13 protein-coding genes are annotated in these 12,860 nt (G+C 70.1%); 11 read left to right on the top strand and 2 right to left on the bottom strand.

Features of this window, described 5'->3' with window-relative positions; all coding sequences use genetic code 11:
* The first annotated feature begins 19 nt into the window (after positions 1-19).
* The 9 genes from IEY88_RS41460 to IEY88_RS41420 all read left to right on the top strand — a co-directional run bounded on the left by IEY88_RS41460 (position 20) and on the right by IEY88_RS41420 (position 10,661).
* Positions 20-376, top strand: coding sequence for a peptidase inhibitor family I36 protein (locus tag IEY88_RS41460; protein WP_189160390.1), 357 nt, complete (start codon positions 20-22; stop codon positions 374-376).
* A 155-nt stretch (positions 377-531) separates the two neighbouring features.
* Positions 532-2,910 (top strand): AAA family ATPase, encoded by a 2,379-nt coding sequence (locus IEY88_RS41455; RefSeq protein ID WP_189160389.1) that lies wholly within the window; start codon positions 532-534, stop codon positions 2,908-2,910.
* Entirely contained in the window at positions 2,907-3,293 is a 387-nt protein-coding gene (locus IEY88_RS41450; protein WP_189160388.1) for a hypothetical protein, read from the top strand. The genes IEY88_RS41455 and IEY88_RS41450 overlap by 4 nt, the downstream gene beginning before the upstream one ends.
* 8 nt (positions 3,294-3,301) lie before the next feature.
* Positions 3,302-4,138, top strand: a complete 837-nt coding sequence (locus tag IEY88_RS41445) for a metallophosphoesterase family protein (RefSeq protein ID WP_229694253.1) — start codon at positions 3,302-3,304, stop codon at positions 4,136-4,138.
* The gene (locus tag IEY88_RS45195) at positions 4,135-6,765 is read left to right on the top strand and encodes an ATP-binding protein (protein ID WP_189160386.1); all 2,631 of its coding nucleotides are present in this window, start codon (positions 4,135-4,137) and stop codon (positions 6,763-6,765) included. Before IEY88_RS41445 ends, IEY88_RS45195 begins: the two co-directional genes overlap by 4 nt.
* A 107-nt stretch (positions 6,766-6,872) precedes the next feature.
* Positions 6,873-7,505 carry a hypothetical protein gene (locus tag IEY88_RS41435; protein ID WP_189160385.1) on the top strand — a complete coding sequence of 211 codons (633 nt, stop codon included), beginning with the start codon at positions 6,873-6,875 and terminating at the stop codon, positions 7,503-7,505.
* A gap of 135 nt (positions 7,506-7,640) precedes the next feature.
* Entirely contained in the window at positions 7,641-8,540 is a 900-nt protein-coding gene (locus tag IEY88_RS41430) for a helix-turn-helix domain-containing protein (protein ID WP_189160384.1), read from the top strand.
* A gap of 19 nt (positions 8,541-8,559) precedes the next feature.
* Positions 8,560-9,687 carry a hypothetical protein gene (locus tag IEY88_RS41425; protein ID WP_189160383.1) on the top strand — a complete coding sequence of 376 codons (1,128 nt, stop codon included), beginning with the start codon at positions 8,560-8,562 and terminating at the stop codon, positions 9,685-9,687.
* A gap of 62 nt (positions 9,688-9,749) precedes the next feature.
* Positions 9,750-10,661, top strand: a complete 912-nt coding sequence (locus IEY88_RS41420; RefSeq protein WP_189160382.1) for a hypothetical protein — start codon at positions 9,750-9,752, stop codon at positions 10,659-10,661.
* Here the strand turns inward: IEY88_RS41420 and IEY88_RS41415 are convergent.
* A complete protein-coding gene (locus IEY88_RS41415) occupies positions 10,634-11,395 on the bottom strand; it encodes an NmrA family NAD(P)-binding protein (RefSeq protein WP_229694252.1) in 762 nt (253 codons plus the stop codon). The two genes, IEY88_RS41420 and IEY88_RS41415, sit on opposite strands and share 28 nt — an antisense overlap.
* Positions 11,396-11,522: 127 nt before the next feature.
* On the opposite strand from IEY88_RS41415, the gene IEY88_RS41410 reads away from it, so the two are divergent.
* Both IEY88_RS41410 and IEY88_RS41405 read left to right on the top strand, forming a co-directional pair.
* A complete protein-coding gene (locus tag IEY88_RS41410; protein ID WP_189160380.1) occupies positions 11,523-11,882 on the top strand; it encodes a nucleotide pyrophosphohydrolase in 360 nt (119 codons plus the stop codon).
* A complete protein-coding gene (locus IEY88_RS41405; RefSeq protein ID WP_229694251.1) occupies positions 11,879-12,469 on the top strand; it encodes an LURP-one-related family protein in 591 nt (196 codons plus the stop codon). Before IEY88_RS41410 ends, IEY88_RS41405 begins: the two co-directional genes overlap by 4 nt.
* Positions 12,470-12,472: 3 nt before the next feature.
* Here the strand turns inward: IEY88_RS41405 and IEY88_RS41400 are convergent, their stop codons facing one another.
* The gene (locus IEY88_RS41400) at positions 12,473-12,637 is read right to left on the bottom strand and encodes a hypothetical protein (RefSeq protein ID WP_157513017.1); all 165 of its coding nucleotides are present in this window, start codon (positions 12,635-12,637) and stop codon (positions 12,473-12,475) included.
* Positions 12,638-12,860: the final 223 nt, after the last annotated feature.

Raw genomic sequence — 12,860 nt, 5'->3', positions numbered from 1 at the left:
CTCCGACGGAGGTGCGCCCATGTCGACGAAGAGCCTCATCACCGCCCTGGTGATCACTGCGAGCACGATCGCCTCCAGTGGGACCGCTGTCGCGCAGAGTGACAAGACCTGCGACAAGGGCGAGTTCTGCGTGTGGTCCGGACCCGACTACACGGGGACCGTCCAGCGCCTCGACGTGGAATCGGCGAACCCCGGCGAGTGCATCACGCTCACGGTGACGGGGAAGTCCTTCGTGAACCGCCTGAGCAGGGACGCGACCGTCTACCAGCGCGAGAACTGCTCGACCGAGGCCGAGTTCACCACCTACCCGAAGCACGGCACGTACGTGCCCGACGCGTACTTCGTGATCAGGGGCCTGCAGGTGTGGGGTCCCTAACGACGACGGCCAACTTTAGTCACCCTATGTAACACCACTCGATCGTGTGAGTACTCACCAGTAGGTCCCCTTTCGTGCCTAAGTTGCCGCCCTATCGAGTGGTGGCAGCTGGAGGAAATGTGACCGTGGCGGGTGAAGCCGGGTTACTCGAACTGATGGCCGGGCGACTGGCCAAAGACGATCTCACCCCACGTGCGGCGGAACTGGTGCTGGCGGCGTGCCGAGGCGACGCGGCGCTGGAGCGCACGCTCGCCGGCGCGCCCTCCCCGGACGAGGCCCCGCGAGAACGCACGGACGGCCCCGGCCAGGGGATCTTCGTGTCGGAGATCCGGGTACGCGGTTTCCGCGGCATCGGCCCGCAGGCACGCCTGCCGCTGGCACCGGGTCCGGGACTGACCGTCGTCACCGGCCGCAACGGCTCGGGCAAGTCGAGTTTCGCCGAGGCCGCCGAACTGGCGCTGACCGGCTACAACGCGCGCTGGACCCGAGCACGGCACGACGTGTGGAAGCAGGGCTGGCGCAACCTGCACCAGAACGACACCGCCGTCGAACTGGACCTCGTGCAGGCCTGCCAGGTGAACAGGACGACGATCCGAAGACAGTGGGCGCCGCAGGACGACCTGGCGCGGGGCGAGTGGACCCAGGACGACCAGCCGTTCGACGCCGGCAGGTGGCACGAGGCGCTGGAGACCTTCCGGCCGTTCCTGCCCTACAGCGAACTGGGGACCGTCCTCGACGCCCAGCCCGAGGACCTCTACGAGGCGATGCACCGCCTCCTGGGCCTGGAAGCGATCACCGAGGCGCAGCAGGCGCTCGCCGAGCACCGCAAACGCCTCGCCGAGATCGTCGCCCGCCCTCACGACCGGCGGGAGCGCGTGCGGGCGGAGTTGCTGGCGTCGCAGGACGAACGCGCCCGCCGGGCCGCCGCACTGCTCGGCGGCGACTCCCCCGACCTCGACGCGATCGCGGACCTCGCGCTCGGCGCGGAGGTCGGCAGCGGCACGAACCTGCTGCACCAGATCATGGACGTGGCGCTGCCGCCCGACGAGGAGGTCGACCGGGTCCGCGAGACGCTCGACCTCGCGCTCGGCGCGGTCACCGCGGTGGCGACGGCCAACGCGCAGGACTCGTTGCGGTGCAGCGAGATCCTGCGGCTCGCGATCCAGCTGCAGGAGTCGGCCAAGGACTCGCACCGCGACCAGACGTGCCCGGTGTGCGACCTCGGCCGGCTCGACGGGATCTGGCTCGGCAAGGCCAAGGAGCGTGCCGAGCACCTCGCCAGGGCCGCCGCCGAGCTGCACGAGGCCGCCGACCGCCTGGACCTGGCCGTCGGGGCCACGCGGGCGTTGTGCGTGCCGGTGCCCGAGGTGCTGACCGAGGCGCAGGGCGTGCTCGACACGACAACCGCACTGCAGGCCTGGCAGGCGTGGGAGGACTGCGTCTCGATCGACGACCCCGTACGCCTTCGACAGGATGTGTTCGAGCGGTATACAAGTCTTGTACAAGCTGTCGACCAGCTGAAATCGGTCGCCCGCGAGCAGATCGAGCGGCGCGACCTGGTGTGGCGGCCGATGGCCATCGCGTTGTTCGAGTGGCACTCCCAGGCGCAGCAAGCGATTGCGGACGCCGAGGTGCTGGCCGACGTGACGGAGGCGGAGAACTGGATCCGCAAGACCGCGGCCACCCTGCGGTCCGAGCGGATCGCGCCCTTCGCCAAGGAGTCGCAGCGGATCTGGCAGCGGCTGCGCCAGCAGAGCAACGTCGACCTGGGCGCGGTGCGGCTCGGCGGCGCCCGCAACGTCGAGCTGGACGTGTCGGTCGACGGCGTCTCGAACTCGGCGCTCGCGGTGATGAGCCAGGGCGAGCTGCACTCGCTGGGGCTCGCGCTGTTCCTGCCGCGCGCGATGGTGGACGAGAGCCCGTTCCGGTTCGTGGTGATCGACGACCCGGTGCAGGCGATGGACCCGTCCAAGGTGGACGGACTCGCGCAGGTGCTCGCCGACGTCGGGCTGACCCGCCAGGTCGTGGTGTTCACGCACGACGAGCGACTGGTGGAGGCGCTGCGGCGGTTGCGGCTCCCGGCGACGGTCTGGGAGGTCTGCCGCGGCGAGGAGTCCGTCGTGCAGGTGCGGCTGGCCGACGACCCGGTCGGCCGGTGCCTGGGCGACGCCCGCGCGATGAGGATCGACGAGGACCTGCCGGACGCGTTGCGGGCGGAGCTCGTCGCGTCGTGCTGCCGGGCGGCCCTGGAAGCGGCGGCGCACGCGCGGTTCCGCCGGGAACGGCTCGGCCGCGGCGTACCGCACGCCGAGGTGGAGCGCGTGCTCGAATGCGCGCTGACGACCAGGCAGAAGCTCGCGCTGGCCGTCCTCGACGACCTGGCGGAACCCTCGAAGTTGTTGCCACACCTGGAGGAGGTCGTCGGATCGTGGGCGGTGGACTTGTTGCTGGCATGCCGGGTCGGCGGCGAGAGCGGAGATTTGGACGTGCTGATCCGCGACACCGAGCTGCTCGCGGGATGGCTGCAGCGATGAGCCTCCCCTCCGACGTCCAGGACCGGCTCACCTGCGTGGCGAACCTGCTGGCGCGCCCCGACCAGCTCGACGGCGTGCGGATCCGTTGCTGCGCCGAGCTGTTGCGCACCGCGGTGGAACGGTCGGTGGCCCGCGCCTGCGGAGCCGAGAACACCGACCAGCCCGTGCACGCGTTGCTGCTCAGCCTCCCGTCCCACGTGGACGCCGACGTGGCGCACGACACCTCCCAGCTGTGGCACGCGCTGAGCCGCGCGATCCGGCACCACGGCTACGAGCTCACCCCGACCGTCGCGGAGCTGACCGGCTGGCACGCCGACACCGCCTCGGTCGCGGCGACTCTCGGGCCGACCCTGACCCTGTCCGGCAACATCGACCTCACCTGAGGGCATTGGTGAAACTGCTGCTGTTCGCGGACCTGCACCTGGACACGCGCTTTCCCAGCGCGGGCCCGGAGCGGCGTCAAGCGTTGCGTGACACGCTGGGCCACATCGTGGACCTCGCCCAGGAATCCGACGTCGACGCGATGTTGTGCGCCGGTGACCTGTACGAGCACGATCGCTGCTCCCCTTCGACCGCCGAGTTCCTGCGGTCGTCGTTCGACTGCCCGGTGCCGGTGTTCCTGGCTCCGGGCAACGACGACTGGTACGGGCCTGCGTCGGTCTACCAGCAGGTGGACTGGACGCCGAACGTGCACGTGTTCTCGTCGGGGTCGATGACGCCCGTGGAACTCGCCGACGGCGTCACGCTGTGGGGTGCCGCGAACGTCGGACCCGGTCCGGCGCGGGACGTCCTGGACGGGTTCGCGGTGAACCGGGGTGGCGTGAACCTGGCGCTGTGCCACGGTTCCGCGCCCGATGACGTCGCGATCACCGGGCTGGACCACGCGTTCCTCGGGCACGTACACACGCCGGAGCACGCGACGGACTACACGTTCCCGGGCAACCCGGATCCGCTGACGCCGGGCGAGACCGGTGAGCGCGGGGCCGTGCTGTGCACGGTGAACGAGGACGGTTCGGTGTCGCGCGAGGTGTTCGACGTGTCGGCGTCGCGGTCGCTCGGCTGGATGGACTCCGAGAAGACGTTCCCGTTGCTGGACTTCGACACCGTTGCCGCGGAACGGACCGTGCGCGGTCAGTTCGTTCGTGATGTGCTCGCTGACCCGTCTTTGGACATGGCGCTGCGCGGCCGCGTGTTGTCGGCCGGCCTGCGGGCGTTGGAGGAACGATGAGGATCGAGTCCGTCACGGCACACGCGTTCGGGCCGTTGCACGAGCGCACGTTGCCGTTGGCGCCCGGTCTGACCGTGGTGTCGGGTGCGAACGAGTCGGCGAAGTCGTCGTGGCACGCCGCCATCCGCGCGGCGTTGTGCGGGGACCCGTCGATGCGGCACCGCCCGTGGGAGGGCGAGGCCTGGCGGGTGGCGGCGACCGTGTCGCTGGAGTCGGGCGAAGTGGTCGCGGTGGACCGTGATCTGAACGCCGACCTGGCACCGGACGGCTCGCGCTGGGTCGGGCTGGACCGCCTGTCGTTCGCCGCCACCGCGTGCGTGGACCAGGCTCAGCTGCTGACGGTGCTGGACGCGGCGAACGGTCTGCAGGACCACCTGCGCCGTGCGGCGGCCACCGCGGGCACGGACGGCACGGTGGAGCAGGCGCTGCAGCGGCTGACCGCGCCCGTGGACGCGTTGCGGGACGCGCGGAACCGCTTGCGCGAGGCCGAGACCGACCTCGCTGTGGCTCAACGTGAACACACCCGATATCTGGGGCTGAGCGCGAAGGCACGTTCGGCCGCCGCCGCTCGTGCACGCCTGGCGGTGCAGGAGCACGCGGCGTCGCTCGAGTCGATCTCGACGCGGGTGGCCCGGTTGAACGAACTGCAGGAACGCTTTGGCGACTCGCCGCCGTCCGGGCTCGCCGCGCAGGAGGAGCTGACGCACCTGGTGAACCGCGCGCTGGCCGCGTGGCGTGCCGCACCGACCCCGCGCGTGCTGCCGGGCCCGTCCGCGGAGGCGCTGGCGAACGAACTCGCCGCCCTGCCGGACTTTCCCGTCGGCGAGACCGCGCTGGACGACGAACTCCGTGTTGTGGCCTCGGCCTACGCGACCGCGTCCGCAGTCGCCGCCGCGCACCACGAACGCCGGCCGTCACCTCGGACGAACGCCGACCCGTCCGTGCTGCGCGGTATCGCCACCCGCCTGGACCCGGCCGCCGGTGGCCGCCTGACCACGGCGTCGATCGACGTGGACACCGCCCGCCAGTACCAGGACGAGGCCGCCGCCAACGCGGCCCGCACCCAGGTCGAGGCGGACGTGGCGGCGGCGCGCGTGCAGGAGATCGCGTTGCCGAACCCGTTCCTGCGCAACGCTTTGCTGGCGTTGAGCTGCCTCACCTCACTCGTGGGCGTGCTGCTCTTCCTGACAGGCCAGCAACTCGCCGCGATGGGAGTCCTCGTCGCCGCGCTGGTGGCCGGCGTCGGCGGCGCGATGTCCCGGGGCAACGCCGCCCAGCGCGAGAGCGCCGTGACCTTCGCCGCCGAACGCACCGCCATCGCCACCGACGCGCGGGCCGTGCTGTTCACCGCGGACCGCACCCTGGCCGAGGCCGAGGGCCAGCGCGCGGTGGCTGCGGAGGCCGCGCGAATCCACGACGAGGCACTGGCCGAATGCGCGTCCCTGGGCGTGCCGGCGGACCGGGAGACGTTGTGGCGCCTGGCGAACCGCCCCGCGTGGGAGGCCGAACACGCCGACCTCGTCACCGAAGTGGCCCGCACCGAGAAGGCCATCCGGGTGGAACTGGCGACGCGCGGCAAGGTGGACGCCGCGATGACCGTCCCGGACCTGCTGGTGGACTACGAAACGGACTGCAAGGTCCGCGCCCGCCAAGCGTCGATGGCGGCCCAGCGCCCCTTGCTGGCCCAGACCCTGGCCGACCGCCACCTGGCCGAAGCCACCGTCGCCGAGGCGACCGCGGCCCACACCCGAGCCCTGGACCTGCTGCGCGAAGCCGTCTCCGCGATCGGCGGCACCGGCGACCGCCCGGAAGACCTGCTGCGCGCGATCGCCGAGTGGCAACGAGGCTGGGACCGCCAGCTCCGCGAAGCCGAGGACGAACGCAACGCCTGGGCAGAACTCCAGTCCCTGATCGCGTCCGGCACCCTGGACGACCTGGAAGCCACCCACTCCGCAGCCCAGACCCACCACGCCACCCTGCTGGAGGCAGCGGCCCGCTACGCCGCCTGCGACGCCGTGGACCCGTCCCTCGCCTCCAGCGCGGACTCCCTGGCAGCGACAGTCGCCGAACTGGCCAGGACCTCACCGAGCGTCCCGGACGCCGAGGAGGCCGTAGCCACGGCCACCGCCGTCCTGGCCGAGGTGACCGCCGAGGTGGAAGCCATCGACCTCGCCTCCCGCTACCTCACCGCGGCCCGCGAGAAGGTGCACAGCACCATCGCCCCGGCCCTGGAGAACACCCTCCGCACCTGGCTCCCGTCGGTGACCGACGGCCGCTACGTGGACGCCGCCGTGGACCCGTCCACCCTGACCGTGCGGGTGTGCGCGGCCTCCGAGTCGTGGCACCAGGCCTCCCACCTGTCCCTCGGCACCGCGGAACAGATCTACCTGCTCCTGCGCGTGGCCCTGGCCCAGCACCTCGCGACCGAGCCCTGCCCGTTGCTGCTGGACGACGTCACCGTGCAGGCCGACGACGCCCGCACCCGTGCCGTGCTGGACCTGCTGCTGCAACTGTCCGCGGACCGGCAGATCGTCCTGTTCGCGCAGGACGCCGCGGTGGCCGAGTGGGCGCAGGAGCGGCTGGGTGAGCGGGACCTGCTGCACCAGCTCACGCCGGTGGCGGCCTAAAGAACAGCCGACTGGGACATGACAGGAAGGGCAGACAAATGTTCCCGTAGCGGCATCTGACCAGCGGTTTCCTGGAAAATGTCAGACCCCGTCGCTACCGTCGGCCCATGACCAACGCCGCCTTCCGCAAGCTCACCCCCACCACCGACGAGAAGCTCGCCGATCTCGGCCTGCGTCTTACGATCCTGGACCGCGCGATCGCCGCCGGCATCGACGCGCGGGCCGCCTCGCCGCCGTTCGGGCCGACCAACGCGCCGGGCCTGCTCGACTGGATCCACCGGGTGGGCACGTTGCGGCAGCTGCTGGCGGCGGAGGGGTGGCAGCGCCTCGACCACTGGAACGCGGGGCTGATCAAGCACCCGTCGCGGCCGGTGCTGCTCGGCACGTTGCAGGGCAACCGGGGGACGGGGTCGCCGGAGGCGCCGTTGCGCAGTGATTACGCGAAGGGGCCCGCCATCGCGGCGATGATGCGGGACAACGACCACGACCAGTTCGCGCTGTTCGAGAACGTGCGCACCGAGGGGCTCAAGTTGTGGTTCCTGGTGACGTACCCGCTGCAGCTCGAGGATCGGCTCGTGGTGTTGCGCGAGGTGTCGCAGCCGGAGCCGACGCCGCAGAACCAGATCATCGAGCGGTGGGCGCATCGGATTCCGTTGCCGCCGATGGAGTTCCCGCAGCTCAAGGCTCCCAACGTCGACGGTCCGGAGGAGGTGGACTTCCCGATCGCGCTCCGCCGTTAGCGCGGCGGGCGAACCCCGGCGCAGGCTTGCGGCCAGGTCGGGACACGCGGGCCGAACAGGCACGACGCGCGGTCCGCTCGGTGCACCAGGACCCGCCTGGCAGTCCGTTGCGCCGCCAGCGACAATGACCGGATCATGCTCACGCCCTCGCGACTCACGCTCGCCCGCACCCGGCGCGGTCTCACCGCCGCCGAGCTGGCGCGGAAGTCGGGTGTGCAGGCGCGGGTCATCGGCGAGTACGAGCGTGGGCAGCGCAGTCCCCAGTCCGCCGCGGTCGAGTCGCTCGCGGGAGCGCTCGGTTTCCCGGCGGAGTTCCTGTCCGCGCCGGAGCCGCCTCGGCCGCAGAACGCGCCTCGTGACGCGCAGGCGATGGCGGCGGCGCAGCTCGCGATCGAGTTCAACGGGTGGATCGACCGGCTGTTCGTGCTGCCGCAACCGAGTCTTCCTCCGCCGCGCACCTCGCCGCAGGGGGTGCGGGACGCGTGGCGCCTTGCCACCGGGCCCGCGCCGAACATGGTGCAGCTGCTCGAATCCCACGGCGTGCGGGTGTTCTCGTTGCCCGTCGACTGCGCCGAGCAGGAGGCCTTCTCCTGCTGGCACAACGGAACGCCGTTCGTGTTCCTCACGCCCACGGCGACGCCGGAGCAGGCGCGGTTCGACGCCGCCGTTCAGCTCGCCGTGCTGCTCGGGCACGACGGGCCGCACGAGTTCGCCGCCGAGTTCCTCATGCCCCAACGACTGCTGCCCGGTACCGACCACCGGCACTGGCACGTCGGCAGGGACCAGTTCACGAAGTGGGCGAACGTCCACAGCCTCGTGCCGGGCGGCATGACGCGCCGCGAGACGTCGAAGCTGCTCACGAAGGTGTTCAAGGTCCTGCGCGAGAACGGCACGACACCGTCGCACGTGGCCAAAGAACTCAACCTCGGCCTCGAAGAGCTGAACGGACTGGTGTTCGGGCTCGTGCTGACCGCGCTACCGGGTGGCGGAGAACCAGGACCGGGAGGACGTGCACGCCTTATCCTGGTCAACTGATCAAGACCTGGGGGAAGTCGTGTTGATGTTCTTGCGGTACCTGCTGGCCGCACCGTTGCTGCTGGCCGCCGTGATCGGGGTGCCGACCGGTTACCAGGTGCTCTCGTCCTACCTCTTCCGCCGCGAGCTGCGCGACGGGACGTTCGACTTCGCAGGGGAGTTTCGGGACTCCTTCGCCGAGACGGTCGTCCTCTGGCCGACGGCGCTGGCCGTCGGGTTGCTCGTGGTGTTCTGGTGGATGACGACGGCGTGGCCGAAGATCGCGTTGGTGCCGTCGGTGCCCGCCGCGCTGGATGGCCTCATCTTCGGGCTGCTCGACGGATGGAAGCACGCGGTGTCGGGAGTCGCGGCGCCGCTGGTCGCGTTCGGGCTCGCGTGGCTCGCGGCGCGGGTCGTGGCGCGGCCGCTCACCGGCGACGTGCGGCGGGCCGCGGTCGAGGTCGCTGCCGGGCTGCGCGGTGGCGGGCGGTTGCGGGTGCAGTCGCGGCGGTTGTTGCTCGACGAGTTGCCACCGCCGGTGCACCCGATGAGCCCCATCGGCCGGGTCGCTCTCCGGTTCGACCGGATTCGCAGCGTCGAGGTCGGGGTCGTGCACTCGCCGGCGCCCTGGCGGCTGGCCAACACCAGCGAGCTCACGGTCACGCCGGGTCCGGCGCTGAGGATCATCGGCGGCGGGCAGGAGTGGCTGCTGCCGATCGACGACGCGGATGAGGTGGGCAGGCTCGTCTCGGAACGGGCGAAGGTGCGGGCGACGCCGGATCCCCGGCCGCCGCTGGACAGCGGCAGGTGGTTCCACGCCAAGATGCTGTGGGAACTGGCGGGCCAGGAACCGCCGATCCTCAACACCCGCACGGTCAACCACGGGAACCGCTGGGCGGCGCTGATCATCTCCGCGCTCACCACGCCGATGGCGCTCTTCTCGATCTCTCGCGTCTTCACCCACGGATGGGGCTACCTCGTCGGCGTGCTCGTGTTCGGCTCCACCGCGTGGATCGCGACGCACGTGTGGTTCCGCCAAGGCACCGTCTACAAGCTCACCGAGGAGAACCCGGTCTCGCCATTGGCCGACGATCCCGACCTTCATCGGATGCCGGTCACGGGCTGGAGTACTCAAGACGTCGTACTACGCCAAACGAGCGATCTGTGAAACGGATCGTCCGGCGTATCCGACACTGAGAGTGACGGGACGCCGAGTCGTGAGGATGCCCCATGACGATGCAGCAACGCACAGAACCCTCGCCTGCCGCCGTTTTGATCGCTGTCGCCGTGCTCGCGCTGGTTCTGACCGTTGCTTTCGGTCCTCTGGGCTTCGTCATCGGGCTCGCGCTGTTCGGGTTGATGTTCATCGGCACCAAGAACAGGACGGCTGAGCAGATCGTCCCGACGCGCACCCGTTCGCGTCTTCGCCGGCTGTCGACGGCCGGCCGGATCTCGATCGTCGGCGAAGCGCACCACCAGGACGCCATCGCCGAGGTGGCCAGGCTCTCGGCGTCCGTCGCCGGGGACGACACCCCGGCGACGGCGGTGCTCGTGCCGGAGTCCGCCAGCCGCCACGACCGGGCAGCGGTGCGGGTCGACCTGCTGCGCGGCGACGGCACCGCGGTCACCGCCGGCTACCTGCGCAGCGAGCAGGCCACCGAGTACCAGCCGCTGCTGCTCGACCTCGCCGAACGCGGCGAGGTCGGCTCGTGCCCCGCCCGCATCGTCGGCAACAGCTCGTACTACGGCGTGCACCTGCATCTCGGCATCCCGCGGCTGCTGCTGCTCGACCACGAGGCACTGGGCACGGCACCGACGCTGCCCGCGGAGCACCAAGTCGCCGTCGTCGGCGAGGAGGCCCATCAGCACGTGCTGCACCGCGTGGTCAACGGCCGCACACCCGTCCACGTCATCGCCGAACTCCGCGACTGCCGCATGGTCACGGGATCTCACATCGGTGAACACACGCTCGAGGTGCTCCTCGAAGGCGAGTGCATCGGCCAGCTCACCTTCGCGATGGGTCTTCGCTACCGCGACGTGGCGCAGGAGTGGCGCGCCCGCACGGGGCGCGCGCTCTGCGAAGCCGTCATCACGAACGAGGGCACGCGCGGTCTTCAGGCGAACTTGCTGCTGCCCAGGTAGTCCGCGAACGTCCGCGGCTCACGGCCGAGAACCCGCTGCACGCCGTCGGCGATGTGCGCCTCCTTCCCCTCACGGATGAGCACGATCAGCATGGTGACGAGGTCCGCGATCTCGTCCGAGTAGCCGTGCCCCCGCAACACCGCCGTGAACTCCTCCGCCGGGATGTCCGCGTACCGCACGGGCTTGCCGGTCACCTCGCTGATCCGCGCCAGCATCTCGGGGAACGACAACGCCTCGGGTCCGCTGAGGTCGTACGTCTGCCCGTGGTGACCGTCCTGGGTCAGCGCGGCGACCGCGACCTCGGCGATGTCCACCACGTCGATGAACGGGTGGACGCCCTGCCCGGCGGGGACAGCGAGCTCACCGTGCTCCACGGACGCCGCGAACATGTCCTCGTCGAAGTTCTGCATGAACCAGGTGGGCCGCAGGACGGTCCACTCGGCACCCGACTCCTTCACCGCCGCCTCGAACGGATCGTCGTCCGGGGCACCACGCATCGACAGGAGCACGAGCCGGGTGACACCGGCCTTCACCGCGACGCGCACGAAGTCGTTCAGCTGCAAGGGGTTCTCCGGCGGCACCACGTAGACGGCGGTCGTGCCGGCCACGGCGGGCTCCCAGGTGTCCTGGTCGGACCAGTCGAACTTCGTGGACGCGGATCGCGACGCCGGACGGGCGGCGGGACCGAGGAGGCTGGTCACGCGACGGCCGGTCTTGCCGGTGGCTCCGAGCACGAGGACGGACCCAGGGTTGATTGCACTCGATGTTGACATGACTAGAGCTAATCAACGTTGACGCGGACGAACCATGCCTCAACAGCCGCCGTTCTTGCTCGTTCGTCCACGTGGTAATCAGTGGGTCATGAGTCAGCGTGATCTCGTGGACCTGAGGGACGCCTTGCGCGCGTTCGCCGCTGCCCGCGACTGGGACAGCTACCACACGCCCAAGAACCTGGTCATGGCCTTGTCCGCGGAGGTCGGCGAGCTCACCGACCTCTTCCAGTGGCTGACGCCAGAAGAGGCGCAGGACGCGATGAAGGACCCCGACCTCGCGTGGAACGTGCGTGACGAGCTCGCAGACGTGATGCACTACCTCACCAGGCTGGCGGACAAGCTCGGTGTCGACCTCGTCGAGGCCGCGTTCGCCAAGATCGATCGCAACGAACGGCGGTTCCCGTCCGGGAGCCTGACACCGGTTCCAGTGGAGAAGGGCGAGCTGTGAGTCTTCAGAACGTGCGGACGCTGCACGTGCACCAGAAGGTCACGTTCATGGTCAACCGCTACGAGGTGTTCGTCGACGACAACGGCCGGCCGGGCGCGTTGGTCGGCTTCGCCGAGCAGAAACGGCTCAAGATCAAGGAACGGGTCACGATCTACACCGACCCGTCGAAGAGCCAGGTGCTGTTCGAGTTCAACGCGCGCAAGGTGATCGACCTGGGCAGCGGTTACGACGTGACCGACGGCCAGGGCAGGTCGATCGGGTTGTTCCGCAAGGACTTCACCAGGTCGCTGCTGCGCTCGACGTGGCACCTGGAGCAACCGGGTCTCGGTCAGGCGACGGGGGCGGAGCGGAACAGGTTCCTCGCTGGCTTCCGCCGGCTGTGGCAGTGGATCCCGATCGTCGGAGATGCGCCGTTCCCCATGCGGTATCACTTTGACTTCGTCACGGAGAACGGCGCGCCCGTGTTCAGCGTCGACAAGAAGACCTGGCTCCGGGACCACTACCTGGTCCAGATCCAGGATCCTGGCGTCGACCGCCGGCTCGTGATCGCTCAGGCCGTGGCGCTCGACGCGCTGCAGTCCCGCTAGGACTCAGAGGTAAGTCAGCAGGAGGAGGATCAGGCACACCAGCAGCACGACGCCGAGCACTGCGGGCAGGATCGACTGCGAGGACGGCGCGGGCTCGCGGGCGTGCCTGCCCCGCCTCCTGCGCGCTCGCCACCGCAAAGGTGCCTCCCCTACCCACTGCTCGTTCATGACGATCACGGTAGGGAGGAACAACCCCGGCTTGACCCACGTCACCCGCTCGCCGGGGTCTCATCACCCGGTCAGCCGCTCAATGAACACAGGGCCGCATGCACGAAGACATGAAAAAGCCCTGCGGGGAGCGCTTGTGGCGCTCGACCCGCAGGGCAAAATATGTTCGGCGGCGACCTACTCTCCCACACCGTAACCAGTGCAGTACCATCGGCGCAGAAGG

The sequence above is a fragment of the Lentzea pudingi genome, from assembly GCF_014646255.1.
Taxonomy (GTDB): domain Bacteria; phylum Actinomycetota; class Actinomycetes; order Mycobacteriales; family Pseudonocardiaceae; genus Lentzea; species Lentzea pudingi.
This window is presented reverse-complemented; position numbering and strand designations above follow the sequence as displayed.